Raw genomic sequence first — 19,192 nt, forward strand, 5'->3', positions numbered from 1 at the left:
TCGTTTAAAGTTCTATCTGTGTTCCTGTTCCGTGTCAATTGCGGAACAGGATTTTCATTTACATCAAAGGCAGATAGCACATCTCCGTTCCCTGTTTGTACGGCCCGCTGTCGCGTTCGCAAATCAACAGGGCATCGGCTTGGGCAAGGATCGACAGGATCGCACTGTCCTGATTGTCGAAGGGCATGATCACCGGCAGCCCGTCGGTCGCGCTCAGACAGGCGCGCATGTAATGGGTGCGCGGTCCTGTCGGCCCGAGATCACGCCCCAGCACCGCGCGGCGCGGGGTGATCTGCGGGTCGCGCCCCTGCATCTTGGCCAGCATCGGCTTCAGGAACAGCTCGGCGCAGACCGTGGCCGAGACCGGATTGCCCGGCAGCCCCAGCAGAACAGCCTCCCCCATCCGGCCCGCCATCAGCGGCTTGCCCGGACGCATGGCGATCTTCCAGAAGCTGCGCTCAAGCCCCAGCTCTGCCGCGACCTCGCCCACCAGATCATGATCGCCCACCGAGGCGCCGCCCGAGGTCACGATCAGATCCGCCCCTTTGGCCAGATCAAAGACCATGCGCAGGCTCTCGCGGTCATCGCGCGCAATCGGCAGCATCCGCGCGATGCCGCCCATCGCCTCGACCTGAGCGGCCACGATGAAACTATTGGACGAGATGATCTGATCGGGGCCGGGGGTCTCGCCGGGCATCACCAGCTCGTCGCCGGTGGCAATGATCGCCACAACCGGTTTGCGATGCACCTCAAGCTGCGCGACATTCATCGCAGCCAACAGCCCCAGATCGCGCGCATTGAGCGGACGGTCGGGGTGGAAGGGCGCGCCTTTGGCGAAATCCTGCCCCTTGGGACGGATATTGTCATTGCCCGACAGGCCGTCCGCCAGCGTGACCCAATCGCCGTCGCGGGTGGTGTTCTCCTGCAAGACCACCACGCCGCCCTCGCGGGGCACGGGGGCACCTGTGAAGATGCGGATCGCCTGACCTTGAGTGATCTCACCCTGATAGCTGCGGCCCGCAGCGGATTCCCCCACCACCTGCAGCTTGGCCAAGGGCAGATGGTCCACCGCATCCAGCCAGTATCCATCCATCGCCGAGCCCGAAAACGGCGGCTGCGTCAACCCCGCCGTGGCGGGCATGGTCATCACGCGGCCGGCCCCCTCACGCAGGGGCACGGTTTCAGCCGGCAGCGGCGCAACCAGTGCCAGAACCCGTTCCAGCGCCTCTTCGACAGGCAAGAGGCTCATGCGCCCACCTCATAGCGGCCCGATTTGCCACCATCCTTCAGCACGACCTCGATCCCCTCGATCCGCATGGATTTCTCCACCGCCTTGAGCATGTCATAGACGGTCAGGCAGGCGGCGGACACGGCGGTCAGAGCCTCCATTTCAACGCCGGTCTGGCCGGTGGTCTTCACCGTGGCCTCGACCCGCACACCGGGCAGGGTGTCATCAGGGGTCAGTTCCACCGAGACCTTGGTGATCGGCAGCGGATGGCACAGCGGGATCAGATCGGCGGTGCGTTTGGTGGCCTGAATGCCCGCAATCCGCGCAATCCCCAGCACATCGCCCTTCTTGGCGGTGCCCTCAGTCACATAGGCCAGCGTTTCGGGCGCCATCACCACATGGCCACGCGCCACGGCCACGCGGGCGGTCACGGGCTTGTCCGAGACATCGACCATATGGGCCTGACCCGCAGCGTCGAAATGCGAGAGGCTCATGGCAGGGTCAGTAGGGCTTTGGTGGCAGCGGCGACATCGTCCTGACGCATCAGGCTTTCGCCGATCAGGAAGCGCCGCGCCCCGACACCCGCCATATCGGCCATGTCTTCGGTGGTGAAAATGCCGCTTTCGCAGACCAGATCGCGGCCTTCCTCAAGGATCACAGGCGCCAGTTCACGGGTGACATCCAGCGTGACTTCGAAGGTCTTGAGGTTGCGGTTATTCACCCCCATCAGAGGCGATTTCAGCGCCAATGCACGGTCCAGCTCTTCGCGGTTATGCACCTCAAGCAGCACATCCATCCCATAGTCAAAGGCCGCAGCTTCAAGCTCGGCGGCCTGCCCATCCTCGACCGAGGCCAGAATGATCAGGATACAATCGGCGCCCCAAGCACGGGCTTCGGTCACCTGATAGGTGTCATACATGAAGTCCTTGCGCAAAGCGGGCAGGGAACAGGCCGCGCGCGCCTGCATCAGGAACTCGGGCGCGCCTTGGAACGACGGCGTATCGGTCAGCACCGAAAGACAGGCCGCGCCGCCTTCTTCATAGGCTTTCGCAAGGCTCGGCGGGTCGAAATCGGGGCGGATGAGGCCCTTGGAGGGCGAAGCCTTCTTGATCTCGGCGATCAGCCCGTAACCATCGGTGGCTTTCGCGGATAGCGCCTTGGCAAAACCACGGGTGGGGGCCTGCGCGCGGGCCTCGGCCTCGAGGTCTGCCAGCGGGCGGGCTTGTTTGGCGGCGGCCACTTCTTCCAGCTTATAGGCCTTGATCTTATCCAGAATGGTGCTCATGCCGTGGCCTCCTGCGTGATCTTGGCAAGCGTCTCGAGGGCGCGCAGCGCGGCCCCGCTGTCGATGGAGTGGGCGGCAATCTCGACGCCCTCTTTCAGGTTGGAGGCCCGATCGGCCACAACCAAGGCTGCGGCCGCATTCAGCAGCACCGCATCGCGATAGGCGCATGTCTCGCCTCCGAAAATCGCACGCAGTGCAGTGGCATTTTCCGCCGCCGTTCCCCCCACGATATCGCGGAAGGGATGCACGGGAAGGCCTGCATCCTCGGGGTGGATCTCGAATTCGCGGATCTGGTTATTCTCGAGTGCCGCCACCGTAGTCGAACCGGTGATGGTGATCTCGTCGGTGCCATCCGAGCCATAGACGAGCCACGCCTTTTTACTGCCCAGAAGCTGCAGGGTCTCGGCCATCGGCCAGATCAGATCGGGAGCGAACACACCCGTCAGCTGGCGCTTGACGCCTGCAGGGTTGGTCAGCGGCCCGAGGATGTTGAAGATGGTCTTGCAGCCCAGCTCGGCCCGCACCGGCCCTACATGGCGCATCGCGGGGTGATGGACCTGCGCCATCAGAAAGCCGATACCGGCTTCCGCCAGCGATTTCTGCGCAGCTTCCACGCCCGCCATCACATTGATGCCGAGTTCCCCCTGCACGTCCGCCGTCCCCGACTTGGACGAGGCCGCGCGGTTGCCATGTTTGGCCACAGGCACGCCGGCCCCCGCCACCACAAAGGCCGTCGCGGTCGAGATATTCAGCGTGTGCTTGCCATCGCCTCCGGTGCCCACGATATCCATCGCCCCCTCGGGCGCGCTAATCGGCACACAGGCAGCCCGCATGGCAGCCGCCGCGGCGGCATATTCGCTGACGCTTTCGCCGCGCGCGCGCATCGCCATCAGAAGACCTGCGATCTGGGCAGGCGTTGCCTCGCCTTGGAACAGCAGGGTGAAGGCATGTTCGGCCTGTGCACGGCTGAGCGGCCCCTCGGAGGCCGCAAAGATCAGCGGTTTCATTGCATCGCTCATGCCTCTTGGCCCTTCATGTCTTTCAGCGTCACGCCTGCATCCTCAAGGAAGTTGCGGATCATCTGGTGACCATGTTCCGAGGCAATGGATTCGGGGTGGAATTGCACCCCCTCGATCAGCTTCTCTTTGTGGCGCAGCCCCATGATGGTGCCATCTTCCAGCCAAGCGGTGACCTCTAGGCAATCGGGCAGGGTCTCGCGGTCCACCACCAGCGAATGGTAGCGCGTCGCCTGAAGCGGCGAGGGCAGCCCGCGGAACACGCCTTTACCGTTGTGATGGATGGTGCCCATCTTGCCATGCACGATTTCCGTGTGGCGCACAACATCGCCGCCAAAGGCCTCGCCAATCGTCTGCTGGCCCAAGCACACGCCGAATAGCGGCACCCCCGCCTCGAAGGCGGCCAGAGTCAGCGGTACACAAATCCCCGATTGCGCGGGCGTGCCCGGACCGGGCGAGAGCACAAGGGCCTCGGCACCCATGCCCATCGCCTCTTGGGTGTTCAGCGCGTCATTGCGGACAACTTTTACATCGGCACCGACTTCTCCGAAATAATGCACCAGATTATAGGTGAAGCTGTCATAGTTATCGATAAGAAGTAGCATGTGGTCGCCTATCGCCTTCGGGCCGGTACCGGGGAAGTGTTTTGGCCACGCGGATGCAGGCTTTGCGCTGCGTGGCTGTTTTCCGGGGTGATCCGGGATGGATGTCGCGCTATAGATGCCCGCAGCGTGGCGCGATGGTCAAGGGCGGGACCCATGAATTCGTGTCTCTATGCGGTGAGAATGGCAAGAACGAGGGAGTTTGCCTGATGGTGCGAGGCCTGTTATCCGGAGTTGCAGCCGGAGCCATCGTTTCCGTGCTCGGATTGGGTGCGGTTTCGTTGATGGCCCCCGTGGGCAGGCAGGATGCAGCGCCGCTTCCACAGAGCCTGCCTGCCGGTAACCAGAGCAGCGCAGGACTGACGGGCGAAACGGAGCGTATTGCCGATGGCGCTCGGGCAGGTGGCGCGCCTCAGGCGGCAGGGTCGGGCCAGAGTGCCGGTCATGGCCTCTCTGCCCCATCGGTGCTGTCGCCCGAGCCGTTACCCGTGCCGGACCAGAGCCCGAGTTTGCCGCAGGCGCTTCCGGCCCCCGATGATTCGACCAATGCACCTCCTGCCTTCGGCGAAACGCTGTCTGACCCCGCCGGAGACCGGTATGATGCGCGCATGCCTGCTCCGGTACAAAACGGGACCGGAGATGCGGCATTTGCCCGTTTGTCCGATCCGGCCCCGCGTCCGGCGGCAGGGCAGGCCGCGCCGGACCCCAAGGCCGCACAGACCGCCGAGGATGCGCAGGCCACGGCGCCCTCTGCCATCGAACAGATCCCCGTACCGCCTCCGGGCGAGGTGGTGGTGCCCGATCTTCCTGGGGCCGAAGCGGTCGAAGAGCCAAAGGTCGTGCCCCCTGCCGCTTTGGGCCAAACCGAGGCCCGGCCCGCTGCCTCTACCGCGCAGGAGATCGTGCTTCTGCCGGACGGATCGCAGGTCTTGCCGGATGGCCGCGTGCAGAAACCACGGGTCTTTGCCGCTGGTGAACAGCCGCGCCCAAGCGCGGACCCCGCCATTCCCACGGACCGGCTTGCGCATATCGAGGCCCCCTTGGCAGGCGGTCCGGACGCGGGCGGAGCAGGTGACACGCCCGCTGACACGCCTGCCTGGCAACGGTTCAGGGCCGGTTTCAGCGCCCCCGCCGATACATCGCTGTTTTCGGTGATGCTGATCGACCGCGGGATCGCGAAAGGCGGGCTGGACGAGACGACCCTGCGTACTCTCGGCTTTCCGGTGACGATCGTGCTGGACCCGTCGCGGGCGGATGCCCGCATGGCGGCGCAGGCCTATCATGCCGCAGGGGTCGAGGTGGCCATCCTGATGACGGGGCTGCCCGAGGCCCCGACCGCACAGGATCTGGATGTTGCAATGGAGGCATGGCGGCAGGCCGTTCCGCAAGCCGTGGCGCTTGTGGAGCCTGTGCAGCCTGTGGTGCAGAACAACCGCCAGCTTGCGCAGCATCTGATGGAGCTGGCGCAGCGCGACGGGCTGGCGCTTGTCACGCAGGACAAGGGCAGCAATGCAACCGACCAGCTTGCGCAAAGCCAGAACTGGCCGGAGGCCAGAATCTGGCGCGTGCTGGATGACGGGCGCGAACGGGCCAGCCGGATCGCGCGCGAACTGGTGCGCGCGGAGTTCGAGGCCAAGCGTGACGGCAAGGCGGTTGTGATGCTGACGGCTTGGCCGGAATCGATTGCCGGTCTGCGTGACTGGGCGGATGGCCAGCATGATGGTGTGGTGCTTTCGCCGGTGACGGCACAGTTTGCAGAGCCGTAGCGCGGCCTACATCGCCGAGAGCGTGGCGAAAATCACGATCATCACCGCCAGAAGCCCCAAGGCCCATAGCGCCCAGACCGGCAGGAACAGGCGGCGCTTATGGCTTTCATGCGGTCTGGCCAGCAGGGGCAGACCAAGCACGATGGTAACGCCCGCTAGAAGGCTGCCAAAGACTTCGAGGGCCTTGAGGACCATCGACATGGGCTCTGTCGCGACGGGAAAGATCTTTGCCAGATCCGCGACATAGACGGCCAGAAACCCCAAGGAGAGCAGGATCGGCGCCCAGAGGGCCTCGGTCCGGCGCATGAACCGGATCCCCATGGCAAGGCTGACCAGCCCGAGCAGGGTCAGAAAAACGTTGAACGCGGCAAGGGTGGTCACGCTATAATCGGGGAAGTGGCGGGTTTCGACAAAGCCGCCGGGCACCATAGCGGCCAGATTGAGGGCCGAAAGTACCAGCAAAAAACCGAGGATTTGACTGCGTCGCATGGGAGGCTCCTAGAAATGCTTATGAAAAGAACTGAAAAATATCATAACGCTTAAAACATAGGCATCATTGCGCCGCGCTCTGCCGGACACAAGGGGGGCAGCGGCATTTCGGACATAAAAAAGGCCCGCATAGCGGGCCTCGACGTTCTAGAAGAGCGGCTTAGTTGCGGCCATGCGCAAACAGCCCCGCATCCTCGGCTGCTTTTCGTAACGCTTTGGATTTGTTGACCGTTTCCTCGTATTCCGCCGCCGGATCGCTGTCATAGACCACGCCACCACCGGCTTGGATATACAGCGTCTGGTCCTTGACGACCGCTGTGCGCAGCGCGATGCACATATCCATCTCGCCATTGGCCGCGAAATAGCCCACCCCGCCGCCATAGATGCAGCGTTTCTCGGGTTCCAGCTCGTCGATGATCTGCATCGCGCGCACCTTGGGCGCACCGGAAACGGTGCCCGCCGGCAGACCGGCCAGAAGCGCGGAAAGCGCGTCATGGTCGTCCGAGATCTCGCCGACCACGTTGGAGACGATGTGCATCACGTGGCTGTAACGCTCGATGATGAATTTCTCGGTCGGATGTACCGTGCCGATCTTCGAGACGCGGCCCACATCGTTGCGCCCCAGATCCAGAAGCATCAGATGTTCCGCCAGCTCTTTCTTGTCCGAAAGCAGATCGGCCTCCAAGGCGCGATCCTCCTCGGGGGTGGCTCCGCGCGGACGGGTGCCTGCGATGGGACGGATCGTGACCTCGCTATCGCGCACGCGCACCAGAATTTCCGGCGAGGCACCGACAATCTGGAAGCCACCGAAATTGAGGTAGAACATGAAAGGCGAGGGGTTGGTACGGCGCAGGGACCGATAGAGCGAGAAGGGCGGCAGTGGGAAATCTGCCGACCAACGCTGGGCGGGCACACATTGGAAGATATCGCCTGCGCGGATATAGTCCTTGGCCTTTTCGACCGCCGCCATATAGCTTTCGCGGGTGAAATTGGACCGCAGCTCGCCCACGGTGAAATTCTCGCCCATCTCGCGCGGTTGGTTGGGGGTGCGATCAAGATCGCGCAGCGCATCCATCACCCGTTCTGCGGCCTGCGCATAGGCGGCGCGCGCCGACAGTCCCGAGCCGGTCCAGGCTGGCGCACAAAGAATGACCTCGCCCTTCACCCCGTCCAGAACGGCAATCACCGAAGGCCGCATCAGAACCGCATCGGGCACGCCCAGCGGATCGGGGTTCACATCGGGCAGATGCTCGACAAGACGGATCATGTCATAGCCCAGATAGCCGAACAGCCCCGCAGCCCCTGGAGGCAGATCCTCGGGCATGTCGATGCGGCTTTCGGCAATCAGCGCCCGCAGGCTGTCCAGCGGATGGCCGTCAAGCGCCTCGAAGGTGTCTTCGAACCGTGCCGAGCGGTTGATGCGGGCCGTCTCGCCACGGCATTCCCAGATGACATCGGGCTTCATTCCGACGAAGGAATAGCGCCCGCGCACCTCGCCACCGGTCACCGATTCCAGCATGAAGCTGTTTTTCGAGGCGTCGGTCAGTTTGAGCATCAGCGAAACGGGCGTGTCCAGATCGGCGGCGAGCCGCGCATAGACCAGTTGGTTCTTTCCGTCTTGCCAGCCGGAGTCGAACGCCTCGAAAGACGGGGATAGAGCAACCATGTCGAACCTCCTGAGCTGATGGATTGGCTGGGTTAAGGGTTAGCGCATCTGCGCATTCACGCCACTGATGGCGTTCGAATTGATCTGCATGCCGGCTTCGGACTGCACGGTGCGCGCATAGAGGTCGAGCATGTCATTGGCCAGAGATTGCGAGACCTGATCGCGCAGGCTGTCGACCATCTTGGCATTCTTGTCGCTGGACAGGTCGGGCTGCGAGATCAGCACCGGACGCACCACATAGACCTTGCTGCCATCGGTGACCTTCGCGGCCTCGTTCAGCTTGAGCGTGAAGGCCTTTGCAAGCGCAACCTGCGAGAGGTCCTCCAGATAGCTGCCGCGGCTCAGATTGGGGCTGTCGGTCGTTAGAAGGCCGGTCGCGCTGAGCTGGGTATCGGCCTTGCCGGTGACGGCTTTCACAGCCTCGTCGGCGCGGGCCTGCTTGGCCTCAAGCAGCTTGGCGGCTTCCCAATCGGCTTTGACCTGATCTTTCGATGTATCGAAGGGGATCACGGCGGCGGGCGTCGTGCCATCAAGACGCAGCGCGAAGAGGCCACCGTCTTCCAGTTCGACAATCTCGGGGAAGTCGTCGCTTTGGACCGCCTCTGCGGCCTGACGGAAGGCGGCATAGCCTGCCAGACCACCTTCGCTCTGGGGGCCGTAATCCAGCGTGCCCAGTTGCATATCGGTGTCTTTGGCCATGTCTTCCAAGGTCGCGCCGCCTGCCAGATCATCTTCCAGCTTGCTGCGCTCGGCGGCGATCTGGCGGCGTGCCGTTTCGTGGCTGGCCTCGTCCCCGAGCTCCGAGCGGACTTCGTCGAAGCTACGGTTCGTGGCGGCCAGAATGCCGTTCACGCGGAACAGGGCAGGGCCGAGATCGGTCTCGACGGGGCCCACAACGCTGTTTTCGGCGGCGGCAAACACGTCTTTGCCTGCCTTGCCCAGATCGCTTTCGGTCACATCGCCCATATCGGCGTCCTGCAAGGTGAGGCCACGATCCTGTGCCAGTGCGGCGAAATCCTTATCGCCTGCATCCAGAGCCGCGCGCGCGGCCTTGGCGCTCTCCATATCGGGATAGACCAGACGCTCGACAAGGCGGCGCTCGGGTTGCTGGAATTCGTCGATACGCGACTCGTATTCCTTTTTCAGCGCGTCTTCATTGACCTGCACCTTATCCGCAATCATGTCGGGCGAGATCCAGACATAGGTGATCTGTTTCGTCTCGGGCGACATGAATTTGTCGGAATGCTGGTCATGCCATGCTTTCAGCTCGTCCTCGCTGGGCGTGGGCAGCGCGGCGGCCAGATCCTGACGGGTGACTTCGGCCCAGGAGACGGTGCGGGTCTGCGCCATGTAATTCGCATAGGCATTGACCTCGGCATCGGGCGCATGAACCCCCGACGCGATGGCGCTTTGCACGATAGAGCGGGCCATTTCTGCGCGCAGCTTCTGTTCGAACTCGCGTTGCTTCATGCCCTGATTGCGCAGGGCCATCTCGTAGGCGGTGCGGTCGAAATCGCCTGCCGCATTCTGGAAAGCCTGAATCTGTGTGATCCGGTCTGCCAGTTCCTGATCGCTGACCGAAATACCCAGCGTGGCGGCGGCATTCTCAAAAGCGGCCTCACCGAAAAGCTGCCCCTGCACGCGGCGGTCCAGACCCATCATCTGGAATTGCTGGAAGCTCAGCGGTTTGCCCGCCTGCGCCTGCATGGCATTCTGTTCCTGCTGCAAGGCGCGCGCATAGTCATTGGTGCTGATCTTGGTGCCGCCGACAGAGCCGATGCTGGCGGTGCTGCTTCCGAAATTATGCGCCGAAAAGCCGATCAGGCCAATGACGATGAGTCCGAGCAGAACCCAGACAATGGTGTTCTTGCCATGCGTACGCAGCTTATTTGCCATCAGTTCCTCCGCTCGGGGGCATGCCTGTCAGTTTTCTAGGGGGTGTTTAGGCGCAACTCTGCCAGCCCGCAAGCGTTGCAGCGCCGCTCGCGGGGATGTCAGGGCATTGTTTCACAGGGAAACGGCGGAAAGGCGGTCCATCAGCATCGAAATCCCGCCGCGATCGATATTGGCGAAGGCGATGCGGAACTGGCGCTGGCCTGCGGGATCGGTCTCGGGCATGAACATCGTGCCGGGCAGAAGCAGAACGCCCGCCTGCCGCACCAGCTCTTTCGCCGCCTCGGGGGAGGAGAGCGCAAAAGGATGCTCGACATAGGCGAAATAGGCCCCGCATCCCATCAGGCGCCAATCGCCCAGCCGCGCGAAGCCTTCGATCATCGCCGCACGGCGCGACAGGATTTCGGCGCGTTCGCCTGCCACCCAGTCGCCCAGATTGCGCATACCCCAGAGCGCGCCGATCTGGCCCAGCTGTCCGGCGCAGATGGCGACCGTATCAAGGAATTTCTCGACTTGGGCCAGACGCGCCTCAGACGCGACCATCGCGCCCACGCGGTGGCCCGTCAGCCGGTAGGCCTTCGAGAAGGAATAGAGATGGATCAGCGTGTCGCCCCAGTCGGGATCGGTGAACAGCTCGTGCGGGCGCGTATCGCGGCTGTCGAAATCGCGATAGGTTTCATCGAGGATCAGCGCGATTTTATGCGCGCGCGCCAGATCCATGAAGGCTTGCACAAGGGCTGGCGGATATTCCACGCCCCCCGGATTATTGGGGGTGATCAGGATGATGGCACGGGTGCGCGGGGTGATCAGCGCGCGCGCCTTTTCGGGGTCGGGCAGCAGATCGGGCCCCGTGGCCAGCGGCACGGCTTTGACCGAGGCCATGTCGCACCACATCTTGTGGTTGAAATACCACGGCGTCGGCAGGATCACCTCGTCTCCGGGGGCGGCAAGGGTTGCCATTGCGGCGGCAAACGCCTGATTGCAGCCTTGGGTAATGGCGACATGCTCCGCGCGTAACGCACCGCCATAGGCAGCCGACCACTGGCTGGCCAGTTCGGCACGCAGCTCGGGCAGTCCCAGAACAGGGCCGTAAAGATGCGCCTCGACCTGTGTCAGCGCCGCCTCGGCAATCGCGCGGCGCAGCCCTTCGGGCGGAGCGGCCACGGGGGCGGCCTGGCTGACATTGATCAGCGGGCGTTCCGGCGGGAAGTCCACCCCTTCAAGCCAGCGCCGCGCCTCCATCACCGGCGGAGCAAAGGTGGCAGCCATAGGCGGGGCAAGGGGCGTGAGCGTCATTTTATCCTCATAAACTTGGCGCCAATGGATCAGCTTGGCCGCATAAGGGCAAGGCCATTCGCCCGATTTCTACGCAAGCCCCGCGATATTCTCGCCCGCAGCCGCGGATCACGGATTTGTACTGAACAAAATACGGGGTCGCGACGTTGAAAGAGCATGGTCCATACGGTGACGGCTCTGCGGCGATTTCGGTGCCGGCCTGTGTGGAGGAAGGTCATAACGGAAAGGAGTTGCCCATGCCGTATCTGTCGGGGGTCTTGCGCTGCGTCGCCTATGCGGGAGCTGTTGCCGTGTCGACATGGGCGATCATCGATGTGGTGGGGCATGCCGAAGCACAGCCGACGGGGGTGTTTTTGCCGCTAGGCGATGCACGGGCGGCGCTGGAGGCTGGTCCGACGACATTCCGGCCCGTGATTGTGCTGGCCGATACACCCGACGATCCGGCCTATCAGGTCCAGATGGCCAATCTTCGCTCTGCCAGCAAGGATCTTGCGGCGCGTGATATCGTGGTGCTGTCCGATACCGCCGCGTCAGACAGCGCGGACGAGGGGGCGAACGGGGGGGCGAACGGGGGGGCGAACGAGGGGCTGGACCGCACGGGAGGGTTCCGCATCATCGTGATGGGGCGGAACGGGGCGATCCGGTTGAACCAGACCAGCCCGCTTGGCGCAGACCAGCTTATTGCCAGCTTTGACGGGCAATCGGCATAGACCGGAGAAATGACTGACTTTGGTCAGGCATCCGTGCCGCGATAGGGCTGCACATATTGCAGCGCCATATCCCAAGGGAAGAAGATCCATGTGTCCTGGGAAACCTCGGTCACATAGCTGTCAACCATCGGCACCCCCATCGGTTTTGCGTAGATGGTGGCGAAATGCGCCTTGGGGTAGAGCGAGCGCACAAGCTCCAGCGTCCGGCCCGTATCGACCAGATCATCCACGATCAGCACCCCTTCGCCATCCGCCCCCATGATATCGGCCTGCGGCGGCTTGATGACATGCGGTTCGGTGCGCGACTGGTGGTTGTAGCTTTTCACCGAAATCGTATCGACGGTGCGGATATCGAGTTCGCGCGCCATGATCATCGCTGGCACAAGGCCACCGCGCGTAATGCCGACCACCGCCGACCAGTTGCCCTCGATCGGGCCTTTCCCGTCCAGACGCCACGCCAGCGCGCGGGCATCGCGGTGAATCTGGTCCCAGCTGATATGAAAGCCTTTTTCATGGGGCAGACGGGTGGTCATGGCGTGTTCCTTAGATCAACTGATCGCGAGTTTCAGGCCCAGAAGGCCCAACAGACCGCCAAAGACACGGTCTATCGTGGATTTGAGGTTCAGATAGGCGCGGCGGGTCCGTTCCAACGAGAAAATGCGCGAAACGATAACATTCCAGCCCGCATCGTTGAAAAAGACAATGCCGAGAATCGCGGCATAGAGCCATGCGGGGGCATGTGGCGGCACGAATGTCAGGAAAATCGTGCCGAAAAACACCGCAGGTTTCGGATTGGCCAGCTGTGTCGCGATACCAAGCCAGATAAGCCCGAGCGGGCTGCGGGGAGCTTTGGTTTCGGGCAGGGCCTCGTCCAGCGGGTCGGGCGCGTGACGCCATATCTTGATCGCCAGATACAGAAGATAGGCCGCACCGGCGAATTTGAGGGTGGTCAGCAGGGCAGGGGCAATCTGGAACAGCAGCGCCAGCCCGAAAAGCGCCGCCATCGCCCAGATGCAGGCCCCAAGACCGATGCCCACGGCAAGCCAGCTGCCGCGGGCAAATCCTTCACGCAGGCTGGTCCGGGCGCATAACAGGACCGCCGGACCGGGCGAGATCGCCGCAGCCAGATGGACCAGATAGATTGCGCCCAGAACGCCCAGCACAGGATCAGTCCTTGCGTTTGGTGGTGACGTCGATATCCGGCGCGTCCACGGCCTTCATGCCGACGACATGGTAGCCTGCATCCACATGCAGCGTCTCGCCGGTGGTGGCGGTGCCCAGATCCGACAGCAGGAACAGTGCGGCCTTGCCGACCTCGTCCTGCGTCACATTGCGGCGCAGCGGCGAGTTCAGTTCGTTCCACTTCAGGATATAGCGGAAATCGCCGATCCCCGAGGCTGCCAGCGTCTTGATCGGACCGGCCGAAATCGCGTTGCAGCGGATGCCGTCCTTGCCCACATCTTCCGCGATATATTTGACCGAAGCCTCAAGCGCCGCTTTGGCGACGCCCATCACGTTGTAATGCGGCATCACCTGCTCGGCACCGTAATAGGTCAGCGTCAGCAGCGACCCGCCTTCGGGCATGATCTCGACGGCGCGACGGCACACGGCGGTGAAGGAATACACCGACACATCCATCGTCAGGCGGAAGTTTTCCGGCGAGGTGTCGACATAACGGCCACGCAGCTCGTTCTTGTCGGAGAAGCCGATGGCGTGAACGAGAAAGTCGATCTTGCCCCATTTCTCTTTCAACGCTGCGAAGAGCGCGTCGATGGACTCGCCATTCGAGGCATCGCATTCGATGACAGTGTCGCATCCCAGCTCGACTGCCAGCGGGTCAACGCGTTTTTTCAGCGCCTCGCCATGATAGGACAGGGCCAGTTCCGCCCCCGCATCCCGAAGTTGTCTCGCAATGCCATAGGCGATGGATTTGTCGTTCGCCAGGCCCATGATCAGGCCGCGTTTGCCTGCCATAAGATTATTGGTCATGTCAGGTTTCCCCCGCTTCCCTCTGCTATGATGGATTGCCTTAAGAGAAACGCAGCGAAAGAACAAGGTGCAGCGCTTGCATTCTGCTGCTGCAAGCGCAAGGTGTGGCGCGAGGCGCATCTGATTTGCAACGCGGATCGTGCGGAAAATTGAATATGTAGGACGGAGACAGAGCCGATGAGTGATCGCGAGGGGATTTTTGCGGGGCGCGACCCGTTTGCCATTGCGCAGACGTGGCTGGAAGAGGCCGAAAAGACCGAACTCAATGACCCGAACGCGATTGCGCTGTCGACGGTGGATGCGCAGGGCCTGCCGAATGTCCGCATGGTGCTGCTGAAAGAGATCGAGGGGGTCGAGGCCGCCTCGGGCGGGGCGTTCGTCTTTTACACCAATTACGAATCGCGCAAGGCACAAGAGCTTGATGGCGCGGGCAAGGCCGCTTTCGTGCTGCACTGGAAGTCCCTACGCCGTCAGATCCGCGTGCGCGGGCTTGTCAGCCGTGAGGACGGGCCGCAAGCCGATGACTATTACGCCTCCCGTTCGCTCAAGTCGCGGCTCGGGGCATGGGCCAGCCACCAGAGCCAGCCGCTCGAAAGCCGGGCCCATCTTATGGCCGAAGTGGCAAAGATCACGGCGCTCAAGGGGCCGAACCCGAAGCGCCCCCCGTTCTGGGGCGGGTTCCGTATCGTTCCTGTAGAGATTGAATTTTGGGCTGATGGCGCATTCCGTTTGCATGACCGGTTCCGTTGGGAGCGGGCTGACGCAACGTCAAATTGGTCGGTTTCGCGCTTAAACCCTTGAATTTCACGCTTCGTGAACTGCAATCGAGGTAAAATAATCGTTTTTTTTCCAAATCAGTTACGTTACCTCTTTGATATGAGGAGACGTGCTGCATTGGGCCATGTGGCACAACGTGTCTAGTTATTCGACGGATCTATTACACATGATTGACGGTGTGAACGAATTGAGCGAACTCCGGGGGAAGGTCAAATGGTTTGACCCTGCCAAGGGGTTCGGTTTTATCCTTGATGGGGAGGGCGGTCCCGATATCCTTCTCCATGCCAATGTTCTGCGGAACTTTGGTCAGGGATCTGTGGCGGATAACGCCCTGATTTCTGTTCGGGTACAGAAGACCCCGCGTGGGCGGCAGGCCGTTGAGGTCCTGCAGATCGACCCGCCCGAGAACAGCGATGATATTCCGCCGATCGAGGATCTCGACGGGACGGAAGCGAGCGATCTTGAAAATCTGCCGCTCGAGCCTGTGCGTGTGAAGTGGTTCGATAAGGTGAAGGGCTTCGGATTTGCCAATGTGTTCGGCCGCTCCGAGGATGTCTTTATCCATATCGAAGTGCTGCGCCGTTCCGGTTTTGCCGATCTGGCGCCGGGGGAGGCTGTATGCCTGAAGGTGATCGAGGGACGTCGGGGCCGCATGGCCGCGCAGGTTCTGTCTTGGGAAAGCGGGCTGCGGTCCTGAATATGGGGCGCAGGCCGGGTGTTTCGGGGTTTTTGGGGGCGGCGCTTTGCGCGCTCCTTCTTGCCGTTGGTGCTCCGGTGCTGGCGGCACCGGTGTCCTGTGCGATGGATGCCGCCGTCCTGACGGGAGCCACGAAGGCCGCGGTCACGCGGTTCCGGATCGAATTGGCCACAACCGCGCAGCAACGCGCCCGTGGCCTGATGTATCGCGAGACCCTGCCGCAGGATGCGGGTATGCTTTTTGTCTATCCCGATGAGGCCCCGCGCGCTTTCTGGATGCGCAACACGCTGATTCCGCTTGATATGCTGTTTATCGATGCGGCGGGGCAGATCGTCTCGGTGCATGAAAATGCCATTCCGGGCGACGACACGCCGATCGCTTCCGGAGGGAAGGCCCGTTTTGTGCTGGAATTGAACGGGGGACAGGCCCGCGCACACCAGATCGCGGCAGGCAGCATTCTGTCCCATCCCCTGATCGAAAGCGGCAAGGCCCGCATTCCCTGCGCCCCATAGGCCGCGCGGGGCCGGTTTGGCGCGCGAAACGCGTATTTCTCCGATAGGTTCGGGCGGGAGTGGCAACTTGCCTCTTTCCCTTTCTGTCGCGAGACGTTATCAGACCTTCAGTCGGGGCGTAGCGCAGCCTGGTAGCGCGTCTGTTTTGGGTACAGAAGGCCGTGAGTTCGAATCTCGCCGCCCCGACCATTTTTAGAAGTTGTTCCTTTTCAGCAGGTTACGGCTTCAGGCTTTCTCCGTGTGTTACAGAGCAGTGTATGTCACATATGTTGCATGATCCTATCGGAGTTCTTTGATAGAGACACATGCAGAGCGTAATGTCACGCGGTTCAATATGTCTCCGATAGATTGATCGATGATTCAAGAATCAGATGTGGCGGATTGCGCTGTTCAAGACTCTATCGTCGCAGTCACTTTCCGAAAATTGCCCGAAGTGCCGAGCGGGACCGAGCGGTGATGCGTGGATCGCTATCCTCCGATGCCTCACGCAATTCCAACAGCCAGCGACGCTCGTTCTCTGTGACAGGGCTTCCGTAGATCTCTTCGATGGCTTGGGCAGAAGTCTTGCCCACGGCTTGCTCCAGCGCGAGCCGCAGGAACCAAGCAGGGTCCGTCTCCAGCGCCTTGGCCAAGGATGGTATTCGGTCGAGGGGGATCTTCGATTTTCCAGCTTTCAGGATCGAGATCATATTGGCATTGGTGAAGCCTGCCTCAGAGGCGATCTCGCTCTGCGTTTTCCGGTGCGCCAGCGCCTCGATCCGTTCGCGAAGGAAGCGTGCGCCGGGGCTGTCTTTGAAGGGGGTCATGGTGTCAGCTCATCTTGTTGTCGATAGGCTGAAATTACCGGCTGCGGCGACGCGTGTCGGGTGGGGAGCGATGATAGCGCCGTGATCCCATTTGAAACGTGGTTCGCGTTATGTCGGCGTGAAAACGTCTTGTGCGATTGATTGCCAAGGCTAATATGATGCTTAAGACATTTTTTTGGCCTGTGTATTTAATCGCTGTGTTCTATCCGCATTATAAGAAGTTGGATTGATCATGTTTGATGCGGTCGTCGCGAAGAAAGCAAAGATGGCTGCCATTATTGATGGCGCTGGTAAACAACCTCGGGAAGATCTGATTACGTCATCGTTATTCGGGACCCTGAGATTTCTTTCCAAATCGGCACAAACGAAAGCGATGCAAGCTCTTGTTGGCCCGATGATCCCCGAACATAGCTCTATCTTCCTTTGGCCATATCTGTCGGGCGCCAAGAATGCCGAACCTGATGTAGTGATCAGCTTGGAAGATGGGTCGTTCTGGATAGTTGAGGTCAAATGGGGGGCGTCGCTCGGTGACGATCAGATCAAGCGAGAAATCGACACTGTAGCTTTTGGTCGCTGTCGTCGTGGCGGACTTCCCGTGGGGCCGAGAAAAGTGGCAGGTTATACGCTTTTAGGTGCGTTAGATAAGCATGATGAGGCTTTGAATAACGCTAGAGAGGCGTATTCTGGCCGCATTGAGCTGTTCTCGCGCCGTTGGGTTGATGTCACCGAGACGCTGCGGCAGTTGGCGCAGCAAAGCGATGATAATCCCGGGCTGGCGGCTTGGTCAAAAGTGGCCGCGGACTTTCTGAGTGGCGAGCCCGAAGGGCGAGTTCTCGGCCATTGGCCGGACGCTTTCAAGATGCCGCCGAGCTGTAGCTATCATTTCGACTTCGGTCATCGATTTGGGCCTCGAGATCTCGTTGAAGTTTCGGCGTGTGGATTTGATTTTAAAGGAAAATAGTGATGACTACTGATGAATGCCTCTGGCAGTCAGCATCTAACATTCTGCGGGCTCAGGATAACCTGAATCTTCTTTTTGACGCGTTTGATGCGGTAGAGTGCGATTCAGAGCGCCTTAAGATTGAGTTGGAGGACGCAGACAAGAGCGATGGGGACTTTATTCAAGCCGAATGGAATGCTTATTATTCCGTTAAAACTAAAACGGCTCTCGCAAAGGGGTGGCAGTCGGGCTGGCTAACTCTAGCCATACAGCTGACGTGTAACGAGAGCCTTGAGGCGAGATGGGATCACGGTAAGCGAGCTAAAGTTCTTGTAGGTTATGTGCCCTTGAAAAAATCAGATGAAGCTTGGGGGTTTGATGCTGATGGTCCAAACTCTGCCGGCTATCGGGACAAGTGCGTAATGCGTGAGCTCTACTGGCAGCTCATCGAAGATAATGGTAGGCTTAGTTGGTTTTATGCTCTGCCGCTCGATCTTATGACGAGCACGCGAGCCGTGAAGAAGCTGATTGTTGATCCGGTTCATAGCGTGCTTCGCTCAGAGACCCCGCAAGATCCGTCCATCGTCTTGGCGAAAATTAAGGACAAGCTTTGCTGCCCGCCACCAATGGCGAGCAAATAAGAAAGGTCGAGGTTGCCACCTGCTTCAGGCAGGTGGTTGCTCTTCCGGTCTCGGTGAGGCTCGTTGCAGGCACCGCGCCTCCAGGCGTTAAGGCTGATCAGAGTTTCTCGCTATCCACATTTTCAGTGCCTCATATATCTTGTCTTTGATGGTCCCTGCTTCGCCTCTGGCTATTGCATTGCCCAAAGAAGCATCGAGACGTGGGTAGCCAAGTTCATCCATGACGTTCCCCATTTTGAGGTTACGTCGATCCATTATCTCTTTGATCAACGTAATGTCTGATTTCGTCAGCGAGCGTCGTCCGGTTGGGATGGCGTCTGCCGCTAAATGCGAAGTGGGGGGGATGCGTCGGAGGCGCTGCAGTTGTGAGAGTTGGTGCTGGAGCGGCCTTGGGCGTGCAACCGATCAGCGCACGGAATTGGTCTCTCTCCGAAGTGCTGGCCGCATCCCACGCCTCCTGAAGTCTTTTAAGGGCAGGCTTGGTTTTTATGAGCCCAGCAGCGCGACGTGCGTCCGTTATGCTCTTGTAGATGCCAGACTGCAGATCGGCATACACTTGAGGATGTCCACGCGTCCGGCCAAGGGAGTATCACCGGAGCGGCTTTTGACTCTGGAGGATGACCACTGATGACCTTGCGCGGATTGCATTTGGCGCTGATGGGCCGCAGGCGCTTAAAGCGGCAATGAAGGATGTGCGTTGAACCGCCATGGCGGAGAGGGCAAGGCCGCGGCATAGGCAGCTGTAAGAGGGCGCTGTCTGTTGAAGGATCGTCTTGGGGCTCAGTTTGTTGGACTGGCGGTTCTGCGATAGCCAAAGTATCAGCGCCACATACATCGCACGGTCGATGGTCTCGGCTTCATCTTTGGAAAGCGCGTTGC

At 61.1% G+C, this 19,192-nt stretch carries 21 protein-coding genes and 1 tRNA gene; 8 read left to right on the plus strand and 14 right to left on the minus strand.

Annotation, left to right across the window (positions count from 1 at the left end; all coding sequences use genetic code 11):
• Positions 1–58 precede the first annotated feature (58 nt).
• From AC2ISB_RS03990 to AC2ISB_RS04010, 5 genes are read right to left on the minus strand one after another with little or no spacing between them, the layout of a single operon-like run.
• Positions 59–1,249, minus strand: a complete 1,191-nt coding sequence (locus AC2ISB_RS03990) for a molybdopterin molybdotransferase MoeA (protein WP_486576210.1) — start codon at positions 1,247–1,249, stop codon at positions 59–61.
• Entirely contained in the window at positions 1,246–1,722 is a 477-nt protein-coding gene (gene moaC, locus AC2ISB_RS03995) for a cyclic pyranopterin monophosphate synthase MoaC (protein WP_486576212.1), read from the minus strand. Before moaC ends, AC2ISB_RS03990 begins: the two co-directional genes overlap by 4 nt.
• The gene (gene trpC, locus AC2ISB_RS04000; protein ID WP_486576214.1) at positions 1,719–2,513 is read right to left on the minus strand and encodes an indole-3-glycerol phosphate synthase TrpC; all 795 of its coding nucleotides are present in this window, start codon (positions 2,511–2,513) and stop codon (positions 1,719–1,721) included. Before trpC ends, moaC begins: the two co-directional genes overlap by 4 nt.
• Positions 2,510–3,532 carry an anthranilate phosphoribosyltransferase gene (gene trpD / locus AC2ISB_RS04005; RefSeq protein WP_486576216.1) on the minus strand — a complete coding sequence of 341 codons (1,023 nt, stop codon included), beginning with the start codon at positions 3,530–3,532 and terminating at the stop codon, positions 2,510–2,512. Before trpD ends, trpC begins: the two co-directional genes overlap by 4 nt.
• Positions 3,529–4,134, minus strand: coding sequence for an anthranilate synthase component II (locus AC2ISB_RS04010; protein WP_339107016.1), 606 nt, complete (start codon positions 4,132–4,134; stop codon positions 3,529–3,531). The genes trpD and AC2ISB_RS04010 overlap by 4 nt, the downstream gene beginning before the upstream one ends.
• Before the next feature lie 71 nt (positions 4,135–4,205).
• Here AC2ISB_RS04010 and AC2ISB_RS04015 point away from each other — a divergent pair, with 71 nt between their 5' ends.
• Positions 4,206–5,897 carry a divergent polysaccharide deacetylase family protein gene (locus AC2ISB_RS04015; protein WP_486576218.1) on the plus strand — a complete coding sequence of 564 codons (1,692 nt, stop codon included), beginning with the start codon at positions 4,206–4,208 and terminating at the stop codon, positions 5,895–5,897.
• A gap of 6 nt (positions 5,898–5,903) precedes the next feature.
• On the opposite strand, the gene AC2ISB_RS04020 is transcribed toward AC2ISB_RS04015, so the two are convergent.
• The 4 genes from AC2ISB_RS04020 to AC2ISB_RS04035 all read right to left on the minus strand — a co-directional run bounded on the left by AC2ISB_RS04020 (position 5,904) and on the right by AC2ISB_RS04035 (position 11,241).
• Positions 5,904–6,386, minus strand: a complete 483-nt coding sequence (locus AC2ISB_RS04020; protein ID WP_339107018.1) for a DUF8051 family protein — start codon at positions 6,384–6,386, stop codon at positions 5,904–5,906.
• Between the two features lie 160 nt (positions 6,387–6,546).
• On the minus strand, positions 6,547–8,052 hold the full coding sequence (gene trpE / locus AC2ISB_RS04025; RefSeq protein ID WP_339107019.1) for an anthranilate synthase component I: 1,506 nt from the start codon (positions 8,050–8,052) through the stop codon (positions 6,547–6,549).
• Between the two features lie 39 nt (positions 8,053–8,091).
• Positions 8,092–9,948, minus strand: a complete 1,857-nt coding sequence (locus AC2ISB_RS04030) for a SurA N-terminal domain-containing protein (RefSeq protein ID WP_406720581.1) — start codon at positions 9,946–9,948, stop codon at positions 8,092–8,094.
• A gap of 111 nt (positions 9,949–10,059) precedes the next feature.
• Positions 10,060–11,241 carry an aminotransferase gene (locus AC2ISB_RS04035; protein ID WP_339107021.1) on the minus strand — a complete coding sequence of 394 codons (1,182 nt, stop codon included), beginning with the start codon at positions 11,239–11,241 and terminating at the stop codon, positions 10,060–10,062.
• Between the two features lie 236 nt (positions 11,242–11,477).
• Between AC2ISB_RS04035 and AC2ISB_RS04040 the strand changes: the two genes are divergently transcribed.
• The gene (locus AC2ISB_RS04040; RefSeq protein ID WP_486576221.1) at positions 11,478–11,951 is read left to right on the plus strand and encodes a hypothetical protein; all 474 of its coding nucleotides are present in this window, start codon (positions 11,478–11,480) and stop codon (positions 11,949–11,951) included.
• A 23-nt stretch (positions 11,952–11,974) separates the two neighbouring features.
• Here the strand turns inward: AC2ISB_RS04040 and gpt are convergent, their stop codons facing one another.
• The 3 genes from gpt to fabI are packed head-to-tail and all read right to left on the minus strand — an operon-like array spanning position 11,975 to position 13,940.
• Complete coding sequence (gene gpt, locus AC2ISB_RS04045; protein WP_339107023.1) at positions 11,975–12,484, minus strand: xanthine phosphoribosyltransferase; 510 nt, start codon at positions 12,482–12,484, stop codon at positions 11,975–11,977.
• A 15-nt stretch (positions 12,485–12,499) separates the two neighbouring features.
• Positions 12,500–13,114, minus strand: coding sequence for a LysE family translocator (locus tag AC2ISB_RS04050; RefSeq protein ID WP_486576223.1), 615 nt, complete (start codon positions 13,112–13,114; stop codon positions 12,500–12,502).
• Between the two features lie 4 nt (positions 13,115–13,118).
• A complete protein-coding gene (gene fabI / locus AC2ISB_RS04055; RefSeq protein ID WP_339107025.1) occupies positions 13,119–13,940 on the minus strand; it encodes an enoyl-ACP reductase FabI in 822 nt (273 codons plus the stop codon).
• 177 nt (positions 13,941–14,117) lie between these two features.
• Between fabI and pdxH the strand changes: the two genes are divergently transcribed.
• The 4 genes from pdxH to AC2ISB_RS04075 all read left to right on the plus strand — a co-directional run bounded on the left by pdxH (position 14,118) and on the right by AC2ISB_RS04075 (position 16,115).
• Entirely contained in the window at positions 14,118–14,741 is a 624-nt protein-coding gene (gene pdxH / locus AC2ISB_RS04060) for a pyridoxamine 5'-phosphate oxidase (protein WP_406720583.1), read from the plus strand.
• 142 nt (positions 14,742–14,883) lie between these two features.
• Positions 14,884–15,414, plus strand: a complete 531-nt coding sequence (locus tag AC2ISB_RS04065; protein ID WP_339107027.1) for a cold-shock protein — start codon at positions 14,884–14,886, stop codon at positions 15,412–15,414.
• 2 nt (positions 15,415–15,416) lie between these two features.
• Positions 15,417–15,926: a DUF192 domain-containing protein gene (locus AC2ISB_RS04070; protein WP_406720584.1), complete on the plus strand. Its 510-nt coding sequence runs from the start codon at positions 15,417–15,419 to the stop codon at positions 15,924–15,926.
• A gap of 112 nt (positions 15,927–16,038) precedes the next feature.
• Positions 16,039–16,115 (plus strand) — tRNA-Pro (locus tag AC2ISB_RS04075).
• Between the two features lie 221 nt (positions 16,116–16,336).
• Here the strand turns inward: AC2ISB_RS04075 and AC2ISB_RS04080 are convergent.
• Complete coding sequence (locus AC2ISB_RS04080; RefSeq protein WP_486576226.1) at positions 16,337–16,732, minus strand: helix-turn-helix domain-containing protein; 396 nt, start codon at positions 16,730–16,732, stop codon at positions 16,337–16,339.
• A gap of 232 nt (positions 16,733–16,964) precedes the next feature.
• On the opposite strand from AC2ISB_RS04080, the gene AC2ISB_RS04085 reads away from it, so the two are divergent.
• Together AC2ISB_RS04085 and AC2ISB_RS04090 are read left to right on the plus strand one after the other, a co-directional pair.
• The gene (locus AC2ISB_RS04085) at positions 16,965–17,693 is read left to right on the plus strand and encodes a hypothetical protein (RefSeq protein WP_339107030.1); all 729 of its coding nucleotides are present in this window, start codon (positions 16,965–16,967) and stop codon (positions 17,691–17,693) included.
• A gap of 2 nt (positions 17,694–17,695) precedes the next feature.
• A complete protein-coding gene (locus AC2ISB_RS04090) occupies positions 17,696–18,313 on the plus strand; it encodes a hypothetical protein (protein ID WP_486576229.1) in 618 nt (205 codons plus the stop codon).
• Positions 18,314–18,400: 87 nt separating this feature from the next.
• Here the strand turns inward: AC2ISB_RS04090 and AC2ISB_RS04095 are convergent, their stop codons facing one another.
• A complete protein-coding gene (locus AC2ISB_RS04095) occupies positions 18,401–18,535 on the minus strand; it encodes a hypothetical protein (protein ID WP_339107032.1) in 135 nt (44 codons plus the stop codon).
• Positions 18,536–19,192: the final 657 nt, after the last annotated feature.

It is taken from the genome of Thioclava sp. NS-SX20 (assembly GCF_057380695.1).

Bases quoted from the DNA above. Each gene is read 5' to 3' on its own strand.
- moaC (WP_486576212.1), bottom strand. From the start codon at position 1,722: ATGAGCCTCTCGCATTTCGACGCTGCGGGTCAGGCCCATATGGTCGAT.
- AC2ISB_RS04085 (WP_339107030.1), top strand. From the start codon at position 16,965: ATGTTTGATGCGGTCGTCGCGAAGAAAGCAAAGATGGCTGCCATTATT.
- AC2ISB_RS04090 (WP_486576229.1), top strand. From the start codon at position 17,696: ATGACTACTGATGAATGCCTCTGGCAGTCAGCATCTAACATTCTGCGG.
- fabI (WP_339107025.1), bottom strand. From the start codon at position 13,940: ATGACCAATAATCTTATGGCAGGCAAACGCGGCCTGATCATGGGCCTG.
- AC2ISB_RS04065 (WP_339107027.1), top strand. From the start codon at position 14,884: ATGATTGACGGTGTGAACGAATTGAGCGAACTCCGGGGGAAGGTCAAA.
- AC2ISB_RS04035 (WP_339107021.1), bottom strand. From the start codon at position 11,241: ATGACGCTCACGCCCCTTGCCCCGCCTATGGCTGCCACCTTTGCTCCG.
- trpC (WP_486576214.1), bottom strand. From the start codon at position 2,513: ATGAGCACCATTCTGGATAAGATCAAGGCCTATAAGCTGGAAGAAGTG.
- AC2ISB_RS04070 (WP_406720584.1), top strand. From the start codon at position 15,417: ATGGGGCGCAGGCCGGGTGTTTCGGGGTTTTTGGGGGCGGCGCTTTGC.
- trpE (WP_339107019.1), bottom strand. From the start codon at position 8,052: ATGGTTGCTCTATCCCCGTCTTTCGAGGCGTTCGACTCCGGCTGGCAA.
- AC2ISB_RS04080 (WP_486576226.1), bottom strand. From the start codon at position 16,732: ATGACCCCCTTCAAAGACAGCCCCGGCGCACGCTTCCTTCGCGAACGG.
- AC2ISB_RS04095 (WP_339107032.1), bottom strand. From the start codon at position 18,535: ATGGATGAACTTGGCTACCCACGTCTCGATGCTTCTTTGGGCAATGCA.
- AC2ISB_RS04010 (WP_339107016.1), bottom strand. From the start codon at position 4,134: ATGCTACTTCTTATCGATAACTATGACAGCTTCACCTATAATCTGGTG.
- pdxH (WP_406720583.1), top strand. From the start codon at position 14,118: ATGAGTGATCGCGAGGGGATTTTTGCGGGGCGCGACCCGTTTGCCATT.
- AC2ISB_RS03990 (WP_486576210.1), bottom strand. From the start codon at position 1,249: ATGAGCCTCTTGCCTGTCGAAGAGGCGCTGGAACGGGTTCTGGCACTG.
- gpt (WP_339107023.1), bottom strand. From the start codon at position 12,484: ATGACCACCCGTCTGCCCCATGAAAAAGGCTTTCATATCAGCTGGGAC.
- AC2ISB_RS04020 (WP_339107018.1), bottom strand. From the start codon at position 6,386: ATGCGACGCAGTCAAATCCTCGGTTTTTTGCTGGTACTTTCGGCCCTC.
- AC2ISB_RS04040 (WP_486576221.1), top strand. From the start codon at position 11,478: ATGCCGTATCTGTCGGGGGTCTTGCGCTGCGTCGCCTATGCGGGAGCT.
- AC2ISB_RS04030 (WP_406720581.1), bottom strand. From the start codon at position 9,948: ATGGCAAATAAGCTGCGTACGCATGGCAAGAACACCATTGTCTGGGTT.
- trpD (WP_486576216.1), bottom strand. From the start codon at position 3,532: ATGAGCGATGCAATGAAACCGCTGATCTTTGCGGCCTCCGAGGGGCCG.